We start from the raw sequence: 26,508 nt of genomic DNA, 5'->3' as shown, positions 1-26,508 counted from the left end.
GATGATCTAAGCAAGTATTTTTTGTATTCTCATCGTTGTAATAAATAGAGTTAATTTCGGCGTTTAATTTTGGTCAGAAAGCGATCGAGTGCCTGTTGACTCAAGTTGGCTTCTGAAAAATCAGAAGGGGTGTAGCCGCGTGCTTCTGGAGATTGACAATGGGTGATTAGCGATCGCAATGCCTGCAAAAAGTTCTGAGCCAAAGCCGCGATCGTGGATTGGTGATGGATCGCCTGACTATAGTCCCAATGCAGGTGCAGTTGTTCATTACTGATCCAGCAATTGATTGCCAGCAAATGGCTACGATCGCCCTGTAAGCTTTGGGTCGGCTCACTTGGCTCTTGAACTGGGCAAAATAATGAGGAGTTGGGTAGGCTTTGATCAAATTGTCCCAAGTAATTGAAAATCACTTCCGGTTGCGATTGGTTGTTCAACGCTTCGGTGATTTTCGAATCGTCACTGCAATAGCGGAGAATCCCGTAGCCGATTCCCCGACGAGGAATGCGGCGTAGCTGCTCTTTGATACTCTTCAAGGTATACCCTGGATGAATAGCTGCTTCGAGTTTCAAGGATACCGGAAAAACCGTAGTGAACCAGCCTATGGTGCGCGACAGGTCTATATCAGTCGCATTGACATGAGATGCGATATCCTCTCGCCCATGCCCTTCCAGATCGATCAGGAGGGTGCGATCGCCCGTCCATTGAGCAAACGCCTGCACCAGCGCTGTCAGCAGGACATCGTTGATCTCGGTGTGGTAGGCTTTCGGCACATCTTTGAGTAAGGCTTGGGTGTCCGAAATACTGAGGGTGCTAATGATCTGATCTGCCGAAGCCACGGTATTTTTGCCGTCTGGGCAATCAACGGGTAACGGCGTGAAGGTCGGCTGGACTCGCCAGTAATCCTGCTCTTGCTGGAGGAGAGCTGAATGAGCATACTGCCGCAGCGTTTGCGACCACTGCTGAAACGACGTGGTTTTGGCGGGCAGTTGCACTTCTTCACCGCGACTGAGTTGCTGGTAAGCTGTCTGCAAATCCTCTAACAGGATGCGCCAGGATACCCCATCTACAACCAGGTGATGAATCACAATGAGGAGACAATGGGGTTGATGTTCGCCTAAGTCAAAGAATCCAACTCGCACCAAAGGCCCAGTTGAGAGATTGAGGCTGGTCTGGACTTCAGTTGTCGCAGAGGCTAAAGCGAGTTTTTGCGCTGCTGCTGTCAGGGCTGAGAAATCCCAACGGATTAGGAGCATTGCCGCATCAGGAGGGGCGTAACTCTGCTGCCAGCCAGACTCAGTTCGCTCAAACCGCAAGCGCAAGGCGTCATGGTGGCTCAGCAACTGCTGGAGGGCTTGCTCCAATAGCGTCAGGTCAATTTGCTGAGGGAGTTGCAGCATTACTGCCTGATTAAAATGATGGGGATCAGGTAAATTTTGCTCAAAGAACCAGCGCTGGATAGGGGTGAGGAAGACTGATCCAGTCACAAGTCCCTGTTCAACCGACGTTCCCTGTTTTGTTCCCGCTACCGTTGCTAGTTCAGCGATCGTCTGGTGTTCAAACATCTGTTTTGGCGTGAACTTTAGACCTGCTTGATTTGCCCTAGCAACGACCTGGATACAGAGGATAGAATCGCCTCCCAGTTCAAAGAAGTTATCGTGAATCCCGATTTGCTTCACTCCCAAAACGGGTGCCCAGATTTCTGCCAAGGTGATTTCGATCGCCGTGCAGGGAGCCACAAACGATTGTTCTAACTCAGGTCTAGTCAGGTCTGGATCAGGTAATGCGTTGCGATCGACCTTTCCGTTTGGCAGGAGGGATAAGGTTTCAAGCGACACAAAAACCGCAGGGATCATATATTCAGGCAGCTTTTGTTTAAGGAATTGGCGTAGATCGCTGATAGAAAGTTGCTGTGAATTCGTCACGATATAGGCAACCAGTCGCTGCTCATGCCCCATTTCCCGAACCACAACGACTGCATCTCGCACAGCGGGGTACTGACTCAGGGCGGCTTCAATTTCTCCCAATTCGATGCGGAAGCCTCGGAGCTTCACCTGATGATCGATCCGACCGAGATACTCGATATCGCCATTGGGCAGGTAGCGCGCCAAGTCTCCAGTTTTGTAGAGGCGTGCTTCTAGTTGAGGATCAAAAGGGTTGGCAATAAACTTTTCGAGGGTCAGTTCTGGACGATTGAGATAGCCTCGTGCCAACCCTGCACCCCCAATGTGCAGTTCACCCGAAACACCGATCGGAGTCGGTTGCAGATGCTCATCCAAGATATAGGCTTGCGCGTTGGCAATGGGGCGACCGATCGGCAATGTCTGTTGAGCAGAGCTGCCTTTGCCAGTCCAGTAAGTGGCATCAATACAGGTTTCAGTAGGGCCATAGAGATTGAAGAATTCCACCTCTAGACTCGCCAATAAACGCTTTTGGAGAGCGACCGATAACGCTTCACCGCCGCAGAAGATCCGCTTTAAAGTGCGACAGGTTTCAAGCCCACCCTGCTCTAAAAGCATTCGCAGCAAGGATGGCACCAGTTGCAGCGTCGTCACCCGATGCTCAGCAATGGTTTTGATCAGGTAGTTCATGTCTTGATGCCCTCCAGGCTGCGCCATCAGCAACGATGCCCCTGCCAACAGTGGAGCGTAAAACTCCCAAATGGATGCATCGAAGCTGAAGGGCGTTTTTTGCAGAACGATATCTGCATCTGTCAGCGGAAAGGTCGTTTGCATCCAGTGCATGTGATTACAAATGGCGCGGTGCGACATCATCACGCCCTTGGGCTGCCCCGTCGATCCAGAGGTATAAATCACGTAGGCAAGATGCGAGGGGTTCACCTCACTGACTGGATTCTTGTCGCTCGCTTGGGCGATCGCTCCCCAATCGGCATCTAGGACAATCCGATCCGCAGGGTGGTCAGGCAAGGTTTTTGCAACCTGTGCATGAGTTAATAACACAGACACCTGAGCGTCAGACAGCATCCACTCCAGGCGTTCTTGAGGATAGGTGGGGTCTAACGGAACATAGGCTCCGCCTGCCTTGAGAACGCCCAATAAACCCACGACCATTTCCAGCGATCGCTCCAGACAAATGCCCACGAGAGTTTCTGCTCCAACGCCCCGCTGTTGCAAGAAGTGTCCCAGTTGGTTCGCTCTGGCATTGAGTTCTCGATAGCTTAACTGATCATTTTCAATGATTACGGCTACTGCATCAGGAGTGCGTTGCGCCTGTGCTTCAAATAACTGGTGCAGACACTGCTCCGGTAGGTACTCGATCTGCGTGTCATTCCACTCCACTAAAATCTGACGAGACTCTACCTGCGTGAGAAGTGGTAACTGTGAAATCTGTTGCTGAGGATTCGTTACTATTCCGTCGAGTAAGGTCTGGTAATGTCCTGCCATGTGAGCGATCGTCTCTGGATCGAACAGATCGCTGTTAAATTCCAATTTCCCAGACAATCCCTCTGCCGTTTCTACCATCGATAGGGTTAACTCAAACTGAGCTGTACCGCTGTCAGTCTCAAGAGGAGTCACCGTTAAGTTGGGCAATGCGATCGCAGGTAATGGCGCATTGTGTAAGACAAACATCACCTGAAACAGGGGTGTGTGACTCAGCGATCGCTCAAGCTGTAACGCTTCTACCAATTGCTCAAAGGGCAAGTCTTGATGAGCATAGCCCTCGAGGGCGGTTTCTCGTACCCGATCGAGTAATTCCAGAACCGTGGGATTTTCTGAGAGCTGGGTTCGCAGCGCCAGGGTATTGACGAAGCAGCCGATTAAGCCCTCAATTTCGGCATGGTGGCGATTGGCAATGGGTGTACCCACCACAATATCCTTGCTGTTGCTATACCGTCCTAACAAAACCTTGAAAGCAGCTAGGAGCGTCATGAATAAGGTACATCCGGCTTGCTGACTCAGGCGGCGGAGCGCTTGCAATAACGCTGGCGGTAGATCAAAACGGTAGCTGCTTCCTCGATAGGTTTGTAGGCTGGGGCGGGGGCGATCGGTGGGTAATTCCAGCACTGGCGCGTCTTGCAACTGCTGACACCAGTAATTTGTTTGGGCTTGCAGCACGACTCCCTGTAACCACTGGCGCTGCCAAGCAGCGAAGTCGCTGTACTGAATCGGCAGGTCAGGTAAGGGAGACGGGCACCCGTCACAGAATGCCGTGTAAAGCACCGTCACTTCATGGATCAGGACACCGAACGACCAGCCATCTGCGGCAATATGGTGCAGTGTCAACAGCAAGATATGATCCTGTTCGGACAGGCGCAGCAGGCTCACGCGCAGCAGGGGAGCACGACTGAGGTCAAAGGGGTACCGAGCCTCTGTTGCAATCCATTTCTGGACTTCAGCCTCTTGCTGAGCCTCTGCTAACTCGCTCAAATCAACAGGCGATATCTGGAGCGTTGTAGAGGGCATAACGACGGCGATCGCTTGACCATCTTGGGTTTCAATACGGGTTCGCAGCGCCTCATGGCGACGGAGAATTTCATTCAACGTCTGCTCCAAAGCACGGAGGTTGAGTTGTCCCTGAAGAGAAACAGCGATCGGCAGGTTGTAGAAGGGGTTATCTGGCTCTAGCTGTGCCAAAAACCACAGGCGCTGCTGAGCAAAGGATAAGGGAACCGTTTCAGTAGAACGGGGTTGGATAGGAGGAGCCTTTAAGCCTGTTTGAGTAGCGGCGATCGCCTGGGATAGCTGGGCAATAGTAGGTAACTCAAACAGACGGCGTAGGGGAAGTTCAATCTGAAATAGCTGTCGGATTTGAGAGATCACCTGAGTTGCCAGCAAGGAGTGTCCGCCCAACTCAAAAAAGTGATCGTGAATACCAACGCGATCGATCTTTAGAACGCTTGTCCAAATACCCACAACCATCTCTTCGATAGGATTTGAGGGAGTACTGTCGGTGGATACCCTTATCAGTTGTTCTAAACCTATTTCTGGTAAAAACTTGCGATCGATCTTGCCATTTGGAGTCAGAGGGAGCTGCGCGATCGAGACAAAGGCAGAAGGCACCATATAATCGGGAAGCTGCTGCTGGAGAAATTCACGCAGTTCGCGGATGGCAACTTCCCCCTGCGGAACGATGTATGCAATCAGGCGGTTGTCACCCAATGGGTCTTCCTGCGCCACTACTACCGCTTCTCGAACCGTAGAATATTGGCTCAGGGTGGCTTCAATTTCTCCCAATTCGATGCGGAAGCCTCGGAGCTTTACCTGATGATCCATCCGACCTAAATACTCGATCGCACCATCTGATCGGTAACGCGCTAAGTCACCCGTTTGGTATATTCTGCCCCAGGTTGGATGCAGTATAAACTTTTCGGCTGTCAACTCAGGACGGTTGAGATACCCTCGCGCTAATCCTACGCCGCCAATGTGCAACTCACCGGGAACACCCACTGGCACAGGCTGTCCCTGGCGATCGAGCAGATAGATTTGGGTATTGGCGATCGGTCGTCCGATGGGGAGAATCGCAGGGAAGCGATCGCCTTTCTCTAGGCAGCTAACCGTAGACCAAACGGTAGTTTCTGTTGGCCCGTAAAGATTCCAGACCGTTGCTGCCTTCTCTAATAGCGACTCGGCTAACTCCCGGCTGAGGGCTTCACCCCCACAAAGAATATTTAAATCTTGCTTGCCCTGCCATCCCGACGCTAACAGCATTCGCCAAGTTGCCGGAGTTGCCTGCATCAGCGTGGCACCGCTGGAGTGGAGTAAATCGCTCAGTTGCTTGCCGTCCATAGCCGCAGAACGACTGGCTAAGACTAGCCTTGCTCCCGTTATCAGCGGCAGATACAGTTCCAATCCTGCGATGTCAAAAGAGACAGAGGTGACAGCCAGCAGAATATCGTTGGCAGTCAATCCGGGTTTCTGCTGCATAGAAGCGAGGAGGTTAACCATACTACTGTGGGCAATTTGTACTCCTTTGGGTTTGCCCGTAGAACCAGAGGTATAAATGACATACGCTAAATTGCTGGGATAGGCAGAAGCATGAGGATTCTCTTGACTATGCTGAGAAATAGTAGCCCAATCGCTGTCTAAACAAATCCCCTGAGCATGATGATGGGGGAGGCGATCGAGCAGTGCGGATTGAGTTAGCAGAATGGGCATCTGAGAGTCGGAAACCATCCACTCCAATAGCTCTTGGGGATAGCTGGGGTCAAGGGGAACATAAGCTCCTCCCGCCTTGAAGATGCCGAGCAGCCCGATCGCCAGATCGAAGGAGCGATCGCAGCAGATGCCAACTAGCACATCTGTTCCCACCCCCAAAGTTTGCAAGTAATGCGCCAGTTGATTAGCTTTGTGATTAAGTTCTAGATAGGTTAATGACTGATTTGCAAACACAATTGCGATCGCATCTGGAGTGCGTTCAACCTGCGCTTCAAACAATTGATGAATGCAGACTTGCGGATAGTCTGTCTGGGTCTGATTCCACTGCAAAAACTGCTGGTGTTCAGCTTCCGTTAAGCAGGAGAATTCTGAAATTCGCTGCTGGGGGTTGAGAGCGATCGCTTCCAGTAACGTCTGAAAGTGCCCACTCATGCGGCGAATTCTGTCTGCATCAAACAAATCGGTGCTGTATTCCCAACAGCCCACTAATCCCTGATCTGTCTCTGTCATATCCAGACGAAGATCCAATAGGGCGCGACGGCGTTCCACATCCAACGCGGTAATGGTTAGACCTGGTAACTCAAACTGCTCTCTGGGTGCATTATGTAAGGTGAAGGATACCTGAAACAGGGGATTGTAGGGGGCATCTCGGTCTGGCTGTAGCGCTTCCACCAGTTTTTCAAAGGGTAAATCCTGATTTTCATATGCCCCTAGCATCACTTGCCGTACCTGCCCCAACAGTTTCTCAAAAGTTGGGTTGCCCGAAAGATTGGTTCGCAACACCAGACTGTTAACGAACATGCCGATCAACCCTTCAATTTCTGCCCGATTGCGGTTGGCGATCGGTAAACCAACGATCAAATCTGCTTGTCCTGTGTAGCGATAGAGCAGGAGATTGAACGCCGCCAATAGCGTCATGAAGAGCGTCGCTTCAGCCTCTTTGCCAGTAGCTTTCAGCGCTTCAGTCAATCGCTGGGGCAGCAAGAAAAATACCGTTGCGCCCTGATAGGTTTGGGCAGACGGGCGGGGGCGATCGCTCGGCAGTTGCAGCAGGGGCGGAGCATCGACCAATTGCTGCTGCCAGTACGCAAGCTGAAACTCTAGGGTGTCTCCCTGTAACCACTGCCGTTGCCAAGCCGCAAAATCGGCGTATTGAATCGGTAATGCCGATAGAGAGGCTGCGTCCTGGTCAGCCGAAAAAGCGGGATAAAAGGCGGATAACTCGCGAATCAGAATGTCGATCGACCAGCCATCAAAAATAATGTGATGAATGGTGAACAGCAATACATGCTCCTGTTCACCCAGTTGGAGCAATGTCCAGCGCAACAGCGGAGCGTCAGCCAGATTAAACGGACATTGGCTTTGCGCGATCGCCAGTCGTTTAATTTCCGGCGCGGCATCGGGTAACGCGCGCAAGTCTACTGTGGATAATGGAATAAATAGATCTAGAGCAATCTGTTGAACGGGTTGTCCGTCCAAGATCTCGAACGTGGTGCGGAGCGCTTCGTGGCGTTGCACGATCGCATTCAGACTCTGCTCCAGAGCAGCGATGTTGAGCGAACCTGTCAGTTGCAAAGCGGTATGTTCATTATAAAAAGGATTGTCGGGTTCCAACTGCTGAAGAAACCACAATCGCTGTTGAGCAAAAGATAGAGGAGAAGGTTCTAGGCTGAAACGTCGAGAAATCGCTGTCATATTAGTCCCAACGTTAGCCCCAACATTGCCCCGCAATCGGGCTTCTAGGAGCGCCCGTTTCGCGGGTGAAAGTTTAGAACTTCGTGTGAATAGATCCTCTTTGTTTCTGCTCATTTATTTTAAAGTTCAATAATAATAATGAATAAACGAATGACGAGACTAAACTCTATCGATCGCGAATCTCAAGGTTCATATAGTTGGGATAGGGTTGAATATGAGTCAAATCATGTTCAAACATGACTCGATTCCCGGTCTTCTCAATTTCCTTAAAGCCTGCAAACTTGTAGGTAATGTACATTATGCGGTTGCGATCGTTGGCAACAAATTCAGCGCAAAGACGAACGTTATGCTGCTGGGCAAGCTGCATCAAATAATGGAGCATGACTGTGCCGACGCCTCTGGACATGACTCGGCAAGACATGAGCAGTAATTTAATTGTCCATAGGCTGACTTGACAGTCTACCAGCACTAATCCGATCGTTCCATAAGTTCCATATTTATCGTTCAAGCTGGCGATTAATAGCTTGTGCTGATCAGACTGTCTAAAGTAATCGAGTTCTTCGTAAGAGTAAGTATAGCCAGTGGTGTTCAACTGGTTCGTTCGGACTGTTAATTCTTCAGCACGCTGTAGATCGTCTTCTTGAGCAGATGCGATCGTCAGGCTCATCTTAAGAGTGGCTAAAAACTCTGCTGAAGAGCCAACAAATTCTTCCTCTTCCTGCTTACGCTTAATGTCACTGAGATACATAAGTCGTCTTTGTTTAGCATCCTCTGTGATAAAGCAAGGATTCATTTCCGGCATCTCCAAAAGCTGTTCCAGATTGGCGGCATCAATACAGAGAATATCCGGCAGGGAGAAGCTAACTTCTTCACGTTCAAAGGGCTGATCGTCGATAAAGGCGATCGAGTCAACGCCGATATTGATCGATTGCGCAATTTGTTGAATGGAAGAAGATTTAGTGTTCCAGTTGATTTGGGGATAAAGAAAATAGTCATGTAATCCTAGATCCTCTAGTTTCGACATTGCTTTGGCGTACTCGTTTTTGCTGACTAGGGATTGCAAAATACCTCGACTGTCCAATGTTTTGATGATGCTCACCACATCCTCGCGCAAGAAAACTTGCTCATCTTCCAACAACACGCCGTGCCATAGGGTATTGTCTAAATCCCAAACGACACATTTGATCGGTTTAGAGGAATCTCGTTTATTTTCTGATTGCCCTGACGTTAGACTGATCATGGCTTAAACCCTTGCTCCTGATTCTGAGTATCCAGACTGGGCGATTGTCATTTGTTGAATCTGGGTGCTGCCCTCAATAATTTCCATGATTTTGGCATCTCGAAAATACCGTTGCACCGAATAGTCACTGCTGCAACCGTTGCCACCATGAATTTGCACTGCATGGTTGGCGGCTTGAGTTGCCGTTGTTGAGGCAAAATATTTAGCGATCGAGGTTTCCATAATGGATTTAGGATCACGATTCTCTTTCAAGTAGCCCGCTTGATAACACAACAATCTTGAAGCCTTCACATTGACAATCATCTCGGTAATCATTTGTTGAATGAGGGGATGGTCTTTTAGAGGCTGACCAAACTGTTGACGTTGACTTGTGTAGTGCAGGCAGGCTTGTAGGCACGCCTGGGCAATCCCGACACATCCCCAGGCAACGCTGTACCGTCCGTAATCGAGGGCAGATGATGCGACATGGGACAAGCCCAATCCTTGTCTACACACCAGGTTTTCCTGCGGAATTTTACAATCCTCCAGGTGTAATTCTGCTAACATCGATGCTCTGACCCCTAGCATTCCAGAGATAGGTTTAATGAAGAGTCCTGGACGGGTGTTTTCGACTAAAAAAGCAGAGGGTTTGCCCTCACACTGGGCAAACAGTAAAAATACATTAGCAATTTGCCCGTAAGTAATCCATTTTTTTTGTCCATTCAGGAGATAAGCGTTTCCAGAAATCGTTGCAGTTGTCTCGATCGCTTTGGCATCGCTACCCACATTCGGTTCACTCAGGGCAAAGGCCGCGATCGCCTCACCGGATGCCAGCTTAGGCAACCAAACCTCTTTTTGTAAGGAACTTCCCCACTTAGACAAGGCATAAGCCACCATGCTATGAACCGTCAGCAAACTCCTAAGCGACGAGCATCCTCGTGCTAGCTCTTCGTTCACAAGACCAAAGGCGATCGCATCCATGCCACTGCCGCCGCAGATTTGGGGTAACACAGCCCCTAGATATCCTCGCTGAGCAAGCTGTTGAATCACATGAGATGGAGTCTGTTCTTCACGATCCCATTGATCGGCATAAGGTGCGATCGATTCATCGACAAATGCCTTGAATTCAGAGCGATATTTTTCTTGCTGAGGGGTCAATTCTATCTTCATCATGTCACCTGGGCGTTGACGAATTTCATTCTTATTTCCCGCTTAAGCACTTGTTCACCTTTTAAGTAGCTGCAATTACGGTAGTCTTGCGTTCTAGCAAATGAGCGATCGCATTAATTGTTCTAAAGTTATCTAGATCCAGATCTTCGTTTTCGATCGTCACCTGAAATTCTTTTTCTATGAATAATATGAGCTGCATGGCGAACATTGAATTAACAAATCCGGCGGCAAAAATATCGTCATCCTCTTGCAATTCATGGTTGCCAAAAAACTGGGAAAGGAACGTTTTGATTCTGTCTTTAGCATCTTTCATGGTGAGTAACTTGTTGAAAAATTTTGGTTACTTAGCTTCTTTAGTAGTCTGGGAATCTAATAGTCAGGACTTGCTGTAGGTGTGAAATCCCTGCCCACTTTTTCGACCATATAAACCCGCATCGACCATTTTTTTAAGCAAAGGACAGGGACGATATTTACTATCATTGAAACTTTCGTATAAGACTTCGATCGAAAACAGAATCGTATCTAACCCAATTAGATCAGCGGTTTCTAAAGGCCCCATCTTGTGACCAAAGCAGGTTTTGAAAATTTTATCTACGTCTGATGCTGAAGCCACCTGATCATGTAACAGAAAAATAGCTTCATTAATGGTCAGCATTAGGACGCGATTCGACACAAACCCTGGCGCATCATTGACCAGAATCCATTCCTTTCCCATTTGAGTGAGTAGCCCTTGAGTCGTCTCAATGGTGGCATCAGAGGTGTGATAGCCGCGAATCAGTTCAACCGTTGGCTTTAGCGGTACGGGATTCATGAAATGAATGCCAATTACTTGAGGCGATCGCTGAGTGGCTGAGGCAATGCGCGTGATGGGGATGGCAGACGTGTTAGCGGCAAAAATAGAGGCTTTAGGGCAAATGGCATCCAGTTTTGCATAAACCTCTTTCTTAAGATCCCATTTTTCTGGGATATTTTCAATCACGAATTCCGCAGAGTCTAGGAATTGATCGTTAGTGGTGAATTTGATACGTGACAGAATATCGTCAAGATTATCAGTCTTCTCTTTTCTATTAAAAAGAGTTTGAAAACGAAGATTGTTTCTAATTTCTTGTTTGGCCTGTTCCAGAATCTGATCAGAAACATCCAGCAACAGCACTTGATGACCTGTTTGGGCAAGATTTTGTGCTACCCCAGCCCCCATCACTCCTGCTCCAATCACACCAACGACTTGAATAGTCATCTTCTCGTTTACCTCCAGCTAGCTTTTGCTATTTTTTATGGATTAGCCAAAATTAATTTTTCTGCGTCTGCTTCACTCAATGCTTCTAACTCTTCAACCAGTTTTTCTTCAATTAATAAAGCCAGCTCGGCAATGGAAGGAGACTCTAAAAAGGAACGCAAAGAGACTTCAACCTGAAAGTCTTGCCGCAGTCGGGAAACTAACTGGGTCGCCAGCAGTGAATGTCCGCCCAAATCTAGAAAGTTGTCATAAATTCCGACGGATTCGATCGCCAGAAACTCTTGATAAAGATGAGTGAGCTGGTGCTCGATCGCTGTGCTAGGTGCCACATAAGCCGTCCTTAAATGCGGTCGGGGGTGCGTTGAGGTGACGTGCCCTGCTTTTTCCGTGAAACTGCCTAAGGCAAAGGTTTCATGTTGCTCAATCACAGCCTGGAGGTTACGGGTGGATACCACGACTTGGGGAAGTTGACCCGACAGAATGTGAGTGAACGCCTTAATGCCCTCTTGAAACGTGATGCCGTATTGCTGCCGCATTTGCTTAAACTCAGCTTGTATATCTGGCGCAAAGGACAGCAGTGAATCTTGCCAACTGTCCCACTGCCACCAATCCCAATTAATAGAGATCGTCCGCCGTTGATGTCTAGCAGCATCGTCATGGGCAAAGGCATCTAGGAACGCATTGGCAGCACAGTAATCCACCTGCCCTAATCCGCCATAAATGGCAGTTAAGGAAGAACACAGCACCCAAAAATCTAGCTGAATATCCTGCAAGACTGCTTCTAGCACGAGGGTACCTTTGACTTTGGGGTCAAGCACCTGTGCCGCCAGTTCAGCAGTCTTAAGCTGCATCAAGCCCGCCCCTGGAACACCTGCGGCGTGAATCACACCGTGAATTGTCCCGAAGCGATCGCGCACTTGCTTAACTGCCGCTTGCATTTGTTCGAGGCTGGTCACATCGGCTTGGATCACGAGCACCTCTGCTCCCAGATCCTCTAGATGCTGAACTTGCTCGATCTGGGTGCGAATGGGGTTTTTCTCGTCGTGGCAGCATGACTGCCATTCAGATCGAGGCGGTAATCCCGATCGCCCAATCAGCACCAGCTTGGACTGCACGGTTTCTGCAAAGTATTGGGCGATCGCCAATCCGATTCCTCCCAATCCGCCTGTAATCACATAGACTCCGCCTTGCCGGAGCTGAGGGGTACACAGGACATTATTTTTCACGGGTACTGGCTCAAAGCACTGTATCCATCGACGATTCCCACGATGAGCAATGAACGGGTTAACAGGTTCAGCAACGAGTTCTGCCATCAGTAAATTGATCAGGTTTAGTCCTTGCTGTTTTTGCCACTCTTGGGAATCAGGCAGCGTTATGTCAATACTCCGACAGGTGATGTTGGCATATTCCTGGGGAATGACTTTACAGAGACCTAAAATTGTTGCTTTCTCAGGACATAGCTGATCTTCATCTGTTATCTCTTGAAGATGATTGGATATTACATCTATTTGAATAGAACGAGAAATATTTTGGTCTGCTAGAGCCTGCACTAGAAATAGAAGACTGTAAAATCCCAGTGTCTGAGATTGTTCCAGATGCTCAAGTCTTGCCAATCGCTCCTGATTTGAAGTGGCGTTCCACAAATGAAGAATACGTTCAGGACTTTTATCTAAGCCGCAAATGGTTTTGAGAAGGCGATCGTAATCTTCTTTGTTGACTGGATTAATCCTATAGTCCCGCTCACTGAGTTGGCTAAATTGCTCTCCTATGGTGACAGTGATGATATTTTGATAGGCGCGATTAAGCTGTTCTATAATTCGCGCACCGACTCCACAAGGATCAATAAACACTAGCCAGCATTGGGGCTGAGTCGCTAATTTTTCGGGTTCAAACCAGGCCAGCGGTGCAGCTCGTTTCCAGGAAGGACAATGAAACCACTGCGCCATCTCTAGCTTTTGCGTGAATGCTGCTGGATTCAGGTGGGTATTGCCTGTTGGTTTAGGGGGATCGATCCAGTAACGCTGGCGCTCAAAGGGATAGGTGGGTAGCGGCACGCGATGACGATGCTCATGGGCATGAAACTGCGACCAATCGATCGACAGACCTGAGAGCCAAAGTTGTCCTAATGTATTCAGCAAGAAGGCAGAATCGGACTGTTGATTATAGGCATCTCGCAGCGAGGGCAGTACCACTTTTTCCGTCCTCTGGGTACTTTCCAGGCATTGAATTGCTAGACTGCTCAACGTCTGTCCGGGGCCAATTTCCAGCAGAATCGGCTGGTGCTGGTTCCACAAGGCAGTTATCCCATCGGCAAAGCGAACGGGCTGGCACAGATGCTTTGTCCAGTAGCTTGGATCGGTAGCGGCGGCAGTCGTCATCCAAGTTCCCGTGACATTCGACACATAAGGAATCTGCGGTGCCTTGAGATTAAGCGTTTGGGCAACGGTTGTGCAGGCAGCGGCGATCGGTTCCATCTGGTGAGAATGGAAGGCATGAGAAGTCTGCAACCGCCGACAGGCAAGCCCCTGTTCAGCGAGATCGGCTGCTAACTGATCAACGGCAGCGATCGTCCCAGCAATGACGCAGAGATTGGCTCCATTAATTGCAGATAAGGAGAGATTTTCATTTAGGAAGGGAGTGATCTCAGCTTCGGACAGCGGCACTGCCAGCATGGCTCCACCGGGCAACTTCTCAATGATTTGAGCGCGGTTAGCCACTAGAGTTAGAGCATCTTCCAGAGACAGCACCCCCGACAAACAGGCGGCTACATATTCCCCAATGCTGTAGCCAATCATTGCTACAGGACGAATGCCCCAGGACAGCCACAGCTGAGCCAGAGCGTACTCAATCACAAAAATAGCGGGTTGAGTGAAACGAGTTTGATTCAGGGTTTGCGTTGCTGCATCGGTGGGTTCTGCTTTGCGACCTAGCATCTGACGCAAATCAAAGCCCGATTGGGGAACGGTTTGCGCTAGAGCTTGATTTCGGGCGGGATACAGAATGTCTCTCAGATCAAGACCCATCAACGGCTGGAGGAACTGACAGCAGCGATCGACCTGTTCTCGAAAGGTCGGCTCAACCTGATAAAGCTCCCACCCCATGTTGACATACTGCGTTCCCAATCCGGTGAACATGAAAGCGATCGGGCGATGACTCTTCTCCTGTACGCTAGTCAGAACGCGTTTGGGATCTTGGAGCGCATGAATAGCATCTTGAAGATCTCGGCAAACCACAGTCTGTCGGTGGGCAAAAGGCTGACGACCGACTTGCAGGGTATAAGCCACATCTGCCAGGTTGAGGTCAGGATGGTGCTGGAGGTGTTCAGCCAAATTTGCAGTCGCTTGCTCCAATGCTGGACTCGTCTTAGCCGATAATGTCAGTAACTGCCAGGGGCGATGCGACGCAGAGGTTGAAACGGGGGGTGCCTCTTCGAGGACTACATGAGCATTAGTGCCACCAATCCCAAAGGAACTGACTCCAGCGCGACGGGGATGCCCATGCGTTTTCCATTCTCTCAGGTGAGTATTGACGTAAAAGGGACTGTTGACAAAATCAATTTCGGGATTGGGTTGTTCAAAGTGTAGGCTAGGGGGAATCTGTTTATGTTTCAGGGCTAGAACCGTCTTGATCAGACCTGCGACCCCAGCCGCAATTCCGAGATGTCCGAAGTTACTTTTCACCGAGCCGATCGCACAAAACGCTTTTTGGTCGGTCTGGTGCCGAAACACCTGGGTTAGGGCTGCGATTTCAATCGGGTCTCCCAATGCAGTGCCGCTGCCATGCGCTTCGATGTAGGTGAGGCTGTCTGGAGTCACCCCTGCGATCGCCTGAGCCTCTGCAATCACGGCTGCTTGCCCTTCTGGACTAGGAGCTGTATATCCTGCCTTCAATGCCCCATCGTTGTTAACGGCTGAACCTTTGATCACCGCATGAATACAGTCTCCATCGGCGATCGCCTCTGACAGTCGCTTCAGGACGACGATGCCAACCCCGTTGCCGAAAAAACTTCCCTGCGCTTTTGCGTCGAAGGTACGGCAATGTCCATCGGGCGAAGCAATTCCCCCCTCCTGATAGAAATATCCCGTTTTTTGAGGTACCGTGACGGAAATGCCTCCGGCTAAAGCCAGATCGCATTCACCATTCAGCAAGCTTTGACTAGCCAGATGCACTGCCACCAACGAGGTGGAACAGGCCGTTTGCACCGTGACAGAGGCTCCCTTTAGGTTCAACTTGTAAGAGACGCGGGTAGAAAGATAATCCGTGGCGTTGCCCAAGAAGGTTTGTAAATCTGGGAAGCCTCCAAAGGTCGGACCAATTTGATGGAGCAGATACGTGTTGGTTTCTGCGCCTGCATAAACCCCGATCGCCCCTGCATAAGTTTCCGGGTTGTAGCCCGCCTGTTCGATCGCCTCCCATGCCGATTCTAGAAAGAGCCGATGTTGCGGGTCCATGCGTTCGGCTTCTTTTGGGCTGAAGCCAAAGAACTCTGCATCAAAGCGATCGATGTCTGAAAGAATCGACTTGGCTTTGACGTAATTCGGGTCGCTCAGCGCTGTTGGATCGATGCCTGACGCGAGAAGTTCCTCATCCGAGAAAAATGAAACGGACTCTACTCCATTTCGTAAATTCTGCCAGAATGTATCGATGTTGGCGGCACCAGGGAATCGACCGGATATGCCGACGATCGCAATGTCTGAACCATTTTCTGCACCATTTGTAGCTTCGGATAAATTCACGTCACTCATTTGAAATTTTTACAGGGGGATTTTATAAAGGAGCTGATTAAATGTGTATCTATCTCGACTGTTTTCGTTGTTCTCTGATGGCTTGGCGATCGCTGCGTAACTTTGCACGCTCATTGCCTTGTTCTGTGGAAGTTTTTGTCTTTTTGTTGTGACTTAAGTAGTTAGCCAGCGAGTGAATGGTTGGAGATTTAAACAAGTCAACGATCGGGATATCTTGATGCAAGAGGGCTTGCAATTTGGCTTGAGTTCTGACCATGAGCAGAGAATTTCCGCCCAATTCAAAGAAGTTGTCGTAGATTCCTACTGTTTCGAGCTGCAAGATTTCTCGCCAAACGCCCGCAATCAGTTGCTCAGACTCGGTTTGGGGAATGACATAGGCTTGACGCACTTGCGGCAGCAGGTCGGGTGCTGGTAATGCTAAACGGTTGACTTTTCCGTTGGAGGTGAGCGGCAGGGCATCCAGCACGATATAGGCAGAAGGCACCATGTGGCTGGGGAGTTTTTGCTGCAAAAAGTGGCGTAACTGATCTGCGATCGCCTCCGGCTGCCGATCGGGGACAGGCTGCAACCATTGGGTCATCCAACTGGGTTCTATGCCGCCCCCGACAAAGCTATGCAGCAAAATTTGGCTGGATTCTAGAGACAGCAGCTTGCTCAGCCCTTCCTCTAGAGAACCAATGGGACACAGCCCGATCGCCTGTTCAGTTGCCGCTTCCATTAGTAGCTGACTGATGTAGCCCGCTTCCAGTAAACAAAAATCCCTTGCTAGCTCCCCATACATCGGCGCGATCGCCCTCAGTTGCCCAATCAAAAATAGGGAAAATGCAGATTGCTCAAAAATCGGCTGATTTTTGCTGTCATAAATCTGGCTGGTCATCTCGCTTGCCGCATTCAGGTAGGCTAGCCGATGATCAATTGGATGGTAGTAGTAAAACCCAGCCTCTAGCCCCTGAATGCGATCGGGTTTAACAAACAAATAGGCTTGGATTGGATAGAGTCCTCCAGCAGAGGCATAGCGATATTTCGGCAATGGAGATCCATCCACCGTGATCGGCAGCAAAACGCTGAGCCATTGCCCTAATTGAGTTAAAGACAAGGGGCGATCGAGAAATTGGCGATAGCTCTGACGCTGTAGGTAAGCCTGTATCAGCGCAGCATCCCGCTCAGGTTGGGGCAACTGAACCGTGGGCTGCGTCGGCTGAAACTGCTGTAATCCTAACTGCTTTAGCTTAAATTCAATCCGCTCTACTGGGTCAAGCAAGACGCCTCCAAGGGGATTAACCCTATCCGCCAGCTTTGGCAATTCTGGCTTCTGGGATGGATTGGCGGACTGGTCGATAGACTGATCAAGTACTACATAGGCTGCTAAACCTTGCGGGTTCGACGGTTCGCCAACGGCGGTGACCACTGCCGATCGCACCCGTGGATGCTGGGTCAAGGTTGCTTCAATTTCACCCGCTTCGATCCGCTGTCCCCGCAGCTTAATTTGGAAGTCTACCCGTCCTAAAAACTCAATGTTGCCATCTGGCAGATAGCGCCCCAGATCCCCAGTGCAATAGAGGTGCTCTCCGGTACGAGGATGAAGGGTAAAGCGATCGCGCGTCTTCTCTTGATTGCGCCAGTAGCCTTTTGCCACCTGCACTCCGGCACAGTACATCGTACCGGGCACCCAAGTCGGACAGTTTTCTAGAGCTGCGTTGAGAATGTAGTATTTTGAATTGGACATGGGCTGACCGTAAGGAATACTCTTCCAGTCGGGGTCAACCTGTTCGATCAGATAGCCGATATTCCAGATGGTGGTTTCCGTCGGCCCGCCAATGCTGAGAATCTGTATTTGCGGCACTAAGGCTCTCAACCGTTGCGGCAGCGAAACGGGCAGCCAATCTCCTCCCAAAATTGCCAGTCGCAAGTTGGGAAAAGATGCGGCTTGCGGCTCAACGGCATCCACCCACATTTCCATCATCGCCGGGACTGAATTCCACAGCGTTACCCGATGGCGAATCATTAAGTCAGCCCAATGGTGAGGATCTTTAACCGCATCTGCATTGGGCAGAACTAGCGTACCGCCTGCACTCACCAGACCAAAGAGGTCGTACACTGACAGATCATGATTGAGCGCGGTTAACGAGAGAATGCGATCGCCAGAATTTATCTGAAACCGCTCATTGGTATAGACGACTACATTCACTACATTGCGATGGGTAATCATCACGCCCTTGGGCAGTCCGGTGGAGCCAGAGGTATAGATGACGTAGGCTAAATCATCCAAAGTTTGTACGGGCTGAAGCGGTGCGGTGCTCTCGGCAGCGAACTCACCTGTATCGAACTCACCTGCATTAAACCCACCTACATCGAGACACAACCGCTTCACATTGTTCGTCCAAGGCAGGTTAGGTTCCAGCCAAGATTGAGTCAGCACAATATTCACTTGGCTATCTTCTAGCAGGTATAAAAACCGTTCCTGGGGCAAGGTCGGATCGATCGGCACATAGGCTCCACCTGCCGCCAAAATGCCCATGACCGCAACGATTTGCTCCCAGCCTTTTTCCATCACCACGGCTACGAGCTGATTTGGTGTCACCCCCAGCTGGCGCAACCGATGCCCCACCTGATTCGATCGCCAGGATAATGCTTCGTAAGTAAGGGTATGAGTAGATGTCACTACCGCTGCCTGTTGCGGCTGCCGAGCCACTTGAGCGGCAAACAGCTGATGGAGGAGTTGATTAGGGAGAGCGATCGTCTGGCTATTCAGAGCAAATCGTTGCTCTAATTGAGCGGGAGGGATAAGCGGTTGTTGGGTGTCTTGCCAAGCCGTCTCCTCTGAGGCGAGACGCTGCAAAAGGCGACAGGCGGCATCAAACATATCCTCTACCATCCCCTCTGGGAAAAGGTCAGCAACCACCTGCCAGGTGTAGGTGAGGGAACCGTCTGCATCCGAGTAGTAGATGTTGTCTAGCCAGACTTGCGGCGTTTGATAAACGCTGTAGACCACTTCGCCTAAAGGAATATCGCCAACGGTTTGCTGATGGCTTAAGGCTTGCGGCGTTATTTCCTGCGGAGTCGTGGTGAAGACGATCGGCATGGCGCTGCCGCTAGCTTTCCCTTGCTGCTTCGCCAACTCCCGCAGCAGCCGCACCCCACTCACCGCATCATGCTCCAGATCCTGCCAGAGCTGCGTCTGAATTCGCTTGGCGCGGGCAGTAAACGGTTCATCTACCGAACAATCTACTTCCAAGAGGGTAAATGACGCTAACTCGCCCATAATGTCGTTGACTTGCGGGTGCAGGGGCAGGCGATTAAAGCGTGGCACATTCAGGGTAAATCGTGAGCTTTTGCTCCAGAGATGGATCACCTCAGCATAGACAGTGAGGAGGGTACAGGCTAAGGTCAGCCCAGCTTGGGCGGCTCGGCTTGTCAATTGCTGAAGCGCCTGACGCTCCAGGGTGTACTTAAAATTGACGAATCGCGGGGTTTTTAGAGCGGCTGGATTTTGTGCCAGCGGTAACTCTGGCGGGGGCGGCAGGGTGGGAATCCGGCGCTGCCAGTATGCCAGGGATTTTTGGTAAAAGGGCGAGTTCTCCAGGGCGATTACCGCTAGCACATAGTCTCGGAAGGACAGATCCAGCACTGGCATCGGGGCAGTCGGAGCCTCATACAGAGCTTTCAACTCGCGGAACAAGAGCTGTAAACTTCTGCCATCCAAACACCAACCCTCTAAACTGATGTGGATTCTGGTGCGCGTTTCATCTAGACGAGCGGCAAGGATCTCAAATTGCGGCCACTGTTCTAGGGGCAGCATCTGGTGAGAGAGGCGATCGCGAATGGCAGCAGATTGCACCCTAACCGTCTCAGCCTCCTGATCCCGCCAATCGAGTTGTTGAATAGCATAAGGCGGCACCTGCGCCAAAATTTGCTGTTGCCCATCCGGTAGAACAACGGCACGCAGCATATCATGACGGTTAATTAACTGATTCCAGGCGTGGCTAAATCGCGCCAGATCGAAATCATTGATCTCAATCTCGGTGTAGCTGTGGATCGAGACATTTCCCATATCAAAGGAATCCATTCTGCCGATCCAATATGCCTGCTGCATCTCGTTGAGCGGAAACGGCTGATGGCGATTGTTTTGATCGGGGACGATCGCAGGTAAATCCAATCCTGCCGCAGAGGGTTCGCTCAGGCTCTGCAAAAATGCCAAAATCTCTGGCTTGCGCTCGGTGAGCTGCATTTGCAGATCCGGCGTTAAAACTTGTTTGGGGGCATTACAGCGCAGACGATCGCCATCAAACCAGAGCTTGATGCCCTGTTCACTCAGATTGAATAAAAACTCTGCAATGGGTGGGTTCATAGTTCGATCTCCGCGCGATCGTCCGAGTCTGCATGGATAGGGGACTGCAAATTATGGGCAACACAGCGAATCCGCTCAATGTACTGAGCGATCTCAGCCACTGTCGGTTGTTCAAATAGGACGTTCATCGAGAGATTGACCTGAGCGACTCCACTCATTTGCGCCATCACCTGAGTTGCCATGAGGGAATGTCCGCCTAATTCAAAAAAGCTATCGTGGATACCGACTGGATCAATGCCCAGAAACTGTTGCCAGATTTGGGCGATCGCCTGCTCCAGTTCATTGCGGGGCGGTACATAGGCGTAACTCAAGGACGGTCGTGGATAGGTCGAAGGGGTGGATTCTTTCCGATCTTGGGATGCTGAAGTATCCAGGGAGGTGAATAAGGTGTATTCTTGCTGATCCATATCAGCGAATAAATCGGTGGTAGATACCAGCACTTGAGGGAACGAACTCCCCACAATTCGACTGAAGGCTTTGATTCCTTCTGAGTCGGAGAGGCCATGTTTAAGCAAGTCTGCCGACGAGGAAGAATGGGGCTGGAGTTGCGCTAATTTTTTCGCCGCTTCGACCGCTATGCCCCCCTCTTGCCAGGGAGAGATCCAGTTAATCGAGATCGTGGGTGTACCCGCATTCACAGTTTTGTAGTGAGCAAAGGCATCCAAAAAAGTGTTGGCGGCAGCATAGCTCATCTGACCAAATACTGGGTTGATGGCAGCCCGTGATGAGCAGCAGATGAAGAAATCTAGCTGAACCTCTTTGAAGATGGCATCTAGCACCAGCGCGCCTTTCACTTTAGGCGCTAGAACTTTTTCCGCATCCTCAGCAGTGGTTCGTCCGATCGCTCCCTCCTTGAGAATGCCTGCCGCATGAATCACGCCATTAATTTGACCGAATCGCGTCTGAGCCTGAGCGATCGTCTGTTGCATCGGTTCGAGCTGGGTCACATCTGCCTCTGTCACCCAAACCTCGGCTCCTAGGTCTTCCAGCTGCTTGAGCTTGCGAATTTTATCGCTGACCTGATCGTCCTTGTCATGCGTTGTCAACCAGGTTTCCCAATCCTGGCGATCGGGAAAGGCTGAACGTCCGATCAGGATCAGTTTCGCTTGGGCAGTCTGTGCCAAATGGGATGCCAGAGCAAGTCCGATCGCACCTAACCCTCCAGTAATCAAATACACGCCGCCTTGCCGTAGCCGTGACGTACCCTCAAACGTTTCATCCAGTCGAACGGAGTCAAAAGCAGGTATCCAGCGATGTTTACCTCGGTAGACAATGATGTCGTCAGAAGTATCCGCTCTGAGTTCTATCAACAGGCTGTCTATGAGTAACTTTAGTCTGCTGTCTGTATCGGGCAGCAGCACATCAATGCTGCGACAGCGAATGTTGGGATATTCTTGCGGAATCACTTTAACTACACCGAGTACCGTTGATTTTTCAGGAGATATTGGTTCTTCTCCCGTTACACTTTGGAGATGATTAGAAACAACCGCTAGCTGCAACGCCTGTGTCACGTTCTGTTTACCGAGTGCCTGTACCAGAAATAGCAGCGAATAGAATCCTGTGACTTGAGTCTGGTCAACGGTTTCTAGCAGTGTGGACACTGTGTCATGCTGGATAGTCCAGAGATGAAGAATCTGGGTGGGTATCCAATTTTGAGCTTGTAGTGCCTTGAGCAGCGCATCATAATCATCTCGGTTCTGAGGGTTGAGCGTATACTCCTGTGGACTGTCGAGCGTCTGGTTCTGGCAAACAAATTGTTCCCCTATTCCAACCGTAATTACATCCTGACCGTCATGCTGCAATTGCCGCAAGAGTTGCGCTGCCAAATCGCACTGATGGCGATCGCCAAACACCAGCCAACGCTCTGATTGAGGGGTTTGTATGCCAAACTGAAACGGCTGCGGCAGCAGCGCACGTTTCCATGTCGGAACATAGAACCAGTCTGCTAAATCTGGCTTTTTGCCTGAGCGCACGGAATGAATCGAATCGCTCGGCTGCAAGGGTGCAGTAAATGCGGCAGGGACGGATGGGCTGGCAGATGTGGCAGCCTGAGCAATTAATAGGCGTTGTCCGAAGACATCCGTTTCCAAAAATGCTGCCACCTGCACAAATCCGCCGGCTTGCAGGGCATCCTGCCACTGTTCCTGAGATAAATAAGGATTTTTCAGGCGGTGGGCTTCGTCCTGTGCTGGATTCATCAGCAACGCCCAAGTCATATAAAAATCTGGAGTTTGCTGCGTTTTCTCCCAGACTAAGAGAAAGCCACCAGGCGCTAGTAACTCATGAATTTGCTGAAGCGACGCTTCGATATTCTTAGCAATATGTAGAGACTTGACCGCGATCGCCACATCGACACTATGTTTCGCAAATCCCTGCTCCGTTAGCGGTTGATCCAGGTCTAGGGCACGACAGGCGATCGAGGCATACTGACTAAATCTCTTGCTGGCCTCATGGAAGAAGGAGTTACCAACATCGGCAAAGCAATAATGGGTTTGTGACAGCGGCAACAGCGGCAGCAACTCATCGGTGATGTGACCGATACCGCTGCCGATTTCCAAAATTCTCAGGTGGGCGATCGAGGGTAATGACTCTACCGCCTGTTGTAGAATTGCTCGAATTATCTTGCTGTAGTAACTGTGTGAAGGAAATTCTGAAGCTAAATTTTCTATTGAATCGAGTAGGGGATATATTCCCCGCCGCTCTGCGGCGAAGCTTTGGGGCTTGCAATCCGAATCTCGTATTCGGGAGAAACTCTGCTTCCATACCCCGTCCGCTTGCGGCGGGGTTCTTGATTTAAAGTCATAGAGTAATCCTTTGAAGAGCGTCAGCGGTTCTGTCTTGCCAATCAGCACAGACCTTAAATTTTCACCACAGCGTTGAACTAAATCTATGACCTGCGGAGAATCTGCCCACTCGACTCGGACTGTTTCTAAAAGTGCATTCACAGACTCTAAAGAACAGGAAATCAGATGGGTAAAGCGTCCCTGATCCTGCTGCAAATGACCCTGCTCTACCAAAACCTGCAACCATTGAGAGACTAAGAGTTGATATCGAGGTATGATGCCATACCGATCGAATAACTCCTGATCAGAATAGGTTTTGTTGATATCGCTAAAGGCACCTAAACTCCTCAGTGCTAGGTTAATGTAGGCAAGTGACAACTGCGCCAATCCTTGCTGATTTGCCAAGTACATTGGCTGATCCACTGTTGCGGTTGTATCCTGCGCTTGACCTGCCTCTAGCAAACAGTTCCATTGTTCTGACGCAGAAATCAAAGGCTGAAATGCCCTCGACTGAGTGGAGGGAGGAGGGGGGTCAATCCAATACCGCTGGCGCTCAAACGGATAGGTGGGTAAGGGGAGACGATCGCGCTTCTCGTGCTGATAGAATCCCGCCCCATCCACCTGCACCCCCGCTAGCCAAAGGCGACCCAACGTGTTGAGCAGAAATGCCATATCGGACTGTCGATCGTGAGGATGGCGGAGCGACGAGAAGATAGCTCTCCCCTCTGCTTGCTGTTTCGTGAGAGTAGCCAACGTTCGACCTGGCCCGACCTCTAGAAAAATTCGCGTTGAATCCTGCAATAGCTCGGCAATGCCTTCAGAAAATCGCACGGTCTGACGCAGGTGCTTTGCCCAGTAAAGCGGATCGGTGGCATCGGTGGCAGTCATCCAAGTGCCCGTCACATTTGAGATCAGCGGAATTTGGGGAGGATGGAGTTGAATGTGCTTAACCGCTAGCGTGAACGGTTCAGCGATCGCCTCCATCATTTCAGAGTGAAAGGCATGGGAGGTATGAAGACGACGAACATTGACCCCTTGATCCGTTAGTTGACGTTCTAGGGATTCAATGGCTTCTACCGTTCCCGAAACCACATTTAAAGCAGGACTGTTGTTGGCTGCGATCGAAAGTTTTTTACCGCTCTCCCGAATAAGCCGTTGAACATCGTCTAATAACAACTCGACGGAGAGCATGGCTCCCTTCGGCTGCTGTTGCATCAATTGTCCACGTCTAACCACCAATGACAAGGCATCTTCAAGGGAAAAGACTCCCGCCAGACAGGCTGCCACATATTCCCCAATACTGTGCCCAATCATCGCTACGGGCTGCACGCCCCATGACATCCACAATTGTGCTAGCGCATACTCGATCACAAATAGAGCGGGTTGGGTAATCGCAGTTTGCTGCAATTGTTGCGTTGCCGTTTCAACGTTTTCTACGGTGGGGTAGAGAACCTGGCGCAAATCAAAGCCGAGTTGGGGATGGAGTAGGGTGCAGCATCGATCGCACACTTCCCGAAAAGTTGGTTCGCACTGGTAGAGTTCCCGCGCCATATTTACATATTGTGCGCCCTGACCCGTGAACATGAACACAACCGGGCGATCGGAATCTGGATCAATCAATCCATACTGAGGTTCTCCTAATGATTCCACCGCCTCATCTAAAGTTGAACAGACTGCTACACGACGATGCTCAAACGCAGTACGCCCGATCTGGAGTGTATAGGCAACATCGGCTAAATTGAGATCAGGATGCTGTTGTAAATATTGGGCAAGATTGACGGTAATGGCATCAAGTGCCGAACGAGTTTTCGCCGAAAGCAGCAATAGCTGATGGGGTCGCGACGGACTGGAAACTTCTGGAGGTGGAGCTTCTTCTAGAACCATATGAACATTGGTGCCGCCAAAGCCAAAGGAGCTAACCCCCGCTCGCCGGGGACTATCCTTGACGTTCCACTCCGTCAGCTTCGTATTGACGTAAAACGGACTATTGGCGAAATCAATCTCTGGGTTGGGGGTCTCAAAATTAAGGCTAGGGGGCAAAACTTTGTGATGCAGCGACAAAACGGTTTTGATCAGTCCGGCCATGCCTGCGGCTGCATCTAGATGTCCCACATTGGTCTTGACCGAACCAATGGCACAAAAGCCCGTGTTCGCCGTCCCGATCCGAAAAGCCTGCGTCATAGCAGCCACTTCGATGGGATCACCCAAGGCCGTGCCAGTCCCATGCGTTTCCAGATAGCTAATCGTGTCTGGCTCTACCTCCGCCATAACCTGAGCAGCGCGAATCACCTTGGCTTGTCCCGCTTGACTGGGTGCCGTATAGCCCACTTTCAATGCCCCATCGTTATTGATGGCAGACCCTTTAATCACGGCATAGATAGCATCCCGATCGGCGATCGCATCCTCCAACCGTTTTAGCACCACTGCGCCCAGTCCATTGCCGCCTACAGTGCCGTTGGCTTTGGCATCAAACGCTTTGCAATGTCCATCGGGTGAAACAATCTCATCAGGCGATAGGGTCAATTCAGTTTGCGGGACTTTCACAGCAACACCCGCCGCGATCGCCATGTCGCATTCGCCACTCAACAGACTTTGACAAGCTAAGTGAACCGCGACGAGCGAACTAGAGCAGGCAGTGCCAACACTGACACTCGGCCCTGTCAGATTCAGTTTGTAAGAAACGCGGGTGGGCAGGTAATCTTTGTCTACCCCAATCAGCGTTTGCAAAAATCCCTTGGATGCCATCCATTCTGGGTTCGGACTGAGGTTATGGAGCAAATACGTCCCCATGCCCACGCCTGCATAAACGCCGATAGATTTCTCCTCAGTGGCAGCGGTATAACCCGCATTCTCTAATGCTTCCCAGGCGCATTCCAAGAACAACCGATGCTGTGGGTCCATACTTTCCGCTTCTCTAGGATTGAAGCCAAAGAATGCTGCGTCAAAGTATTCAATATCGGTTAGAACAGCACCCGCTTTGATCCGGCGATCGTCTTGATGAGATGGCGCTGTTGGTGATGGCTGCTCTGCGTTAGAAAGAACTGTGCTAGAAAAAGCTGAGACTAATTCTACTCCTGCCTTTAAATTTTCCCAAAATTGATCAAGCGTCTGGCTGCCGGGAAATCGTCCAGCAAGACCAATAATCGCAATCTCTAACCCGTTGAATTGAGTATTCATCCACAAACTCTTTGATACTGC

At 50.3% G+C, this 26,508-nt stretch carries 8 protein-coding genes; all 8 read right to left on the bottom strand.

Annotated features, from left to right (window positions below; genetic code table 11):
* Positions 1-50 precede the first annotated feature (50 nt).
* Positions 51-7,808: an amino acid adenylation domain-containing protein gene (locus AC5JMP_RS02335; RefSeq protein ID WP_495849816.1), complete on the bottom strand. Its 7,758-nt coding sequence runs from the start codon at positions 7,806-7,808 to the stop codon at positions 51-53.
* Between the two features lie 166 nt (positions 7,809-7,974).
* Positions 7,975-9,048 carry an HAD-IIIC family phosphatase gene (locus AC5JMP_RS02330; protein WP_495849815.1) on the bottom strand — a complete coding sequence of 358 codons (1,074 nt, stop codon included), beginning with the start codon at positions 9,046-9,048 and terminating at the stop codon, positions 7,975-7,977.
* A gap of 3 nt (positions 9,049-9,051) precedes the next feature.
* The gene (locus tag AC5JMP_RS02325) at positions 9,052-10,197 is read right to left on the bottom strand and encodes an acyl-CoA dehydrogenase family protein (protein WP_495849850.1); all 1,146 of its coding nucleotides are present in this window, start codon (positions 10,195-10,197) and stop codon (positions 9,052-9,054) included.
* Between the two features lie 61 nt (positions 10,198-10,258).
* The gene (locus tag AC5JMP_RS02320) at positions 10,259-10,510 is read right to left on the bottom strand and encodes an acyl carrier protein (RefSeq protein ID WP_495849814.1); all 252 of its coding nucleotides are present in this window, start codon (positions 10,508-10,510) and stop codon (positions 10,259-10,261) included.
* A gap of 63 nt (positions 10,511-10,573) precedes the next feature.
* Entirely contained in the window at positions 10,574-11,434 is an 861-nt protein-coding gene (locus tag AC5JMP_RS02315; protein ID WP_495849813.1) for a 3-hydroxyacyl-CoA dehydrogenase family protein, read from the bottom strand.
* Positions 11,435-11,469: 35 nt separating this feature from the next.
* Positions 11,470-16,179 (bottom strand): type I polyketide synthase, encoded by a 4,710-nt coding sequence (locus tag AC5JMP_RS02310; protein WP_495849812.1) that lies wholly within the window; start codon positions 16,177-16,179, stop codon positions 11,470-11,472.
* Between the two features lie 49 nt (positions 16,180-16,228).
* Positions 16,229-20,527: an amino acid adenylation domain-containing protein gene (locus AC5JMP_RS02305; protein WP_495849811.1), complete on the bottom strand. Its 4,299-nt coding sequence runs from the start codon at positions 20,525-20,527 to the stop codon at positions 16,229-16,231.
* Positions 20,524-26,487: an SDR family oxidoreductase gene (locus AC5JMP_RS02300; protein ID WP_495849810.1), complete on the bottom strand. Its 5,964-nt coding sequence runs from the start codon at positions 26,485-26,487 to the stop codon at positions 20,524-20,526. The genes AC5JMP_RS02305 and AC5JMP_RS02300 overlap by 4 nt, the downstream gene beginning before the upstream one ends.
* Between the last annotated feature and the right edge of the window lie 21 nt (positions 26,488-26,508).

This window comes from Drouetiella sp. (assembly GCF_059504425.1).
This window is presented reverse-complemented; position numbering and strand designations above follow the sequence as displayed.

What these genes read in the sequence shown, in the direction of transcription:
- AC5JMP_RS02320 (WP_495849814.1), bottom strand. Translation starts at nt 10,510, where the DNA reads ATGAAAGATGCTAAAGACAGAATCAAAACGTTCCTTTCCCAGTTTTTT.
- AC5JMP_RS02305 (WP_495849811.1), bottom strand. Translation starts at nt 20,527, where the DNA reads ATGAACCCACCCATTGCAGAGTTTTTATTCAATCTGAGTGAACAGGGC.
- AC5JMP_RS02315 (WP_495849813.1), bottom strand. Translation starts at nt 11,434, where the DNA reads ATGACTATTCAAGTCGTTGGTGTGATTGGAGCAGGAGTGATGGGGGCT.
- AC5JMP_RS02300 (WP_495849810.1), bottom strand. Translation starts at nt 26,487, where the DNA reads ATGAATACTCAATTCAACGGGTTAGAGATTGCGATTATTGGTCTTGCT.
- AC5JMP_RS02335 (WP_495849816.1), bottom strand. Translation starts at nt 7,808, where the DNA reads ATGACAGCGATTTCTCGACGTTTCAGCCTAGAACCTTCTCCTCTATCT.
- AC5JMP_RS02330 (WP_495849815.1), bottom strand. Translation starts at nt 9,048, where the DNA reads ATGATCAGTCTAACGTCAGGGCAATCAGAAAATAAACGAGATTCCTCT.
- AC5JMP_RS02325 (WP_495849850.1), bottom strand. Translation starts at nt 10,197, where the DNA reads ATGAAGATAGAATTGACCCCTCAGCAAGAAAAATATCGCTCTGAATTC.
- AC5JMP_RS02310 (WP_495849812.1), bottom strand. Translation starts at nt 16,179, where the DNA reads ATGAGTGACGTGAATTTATCCGAAGCTACAAATGGTGCAGAAAATGGT.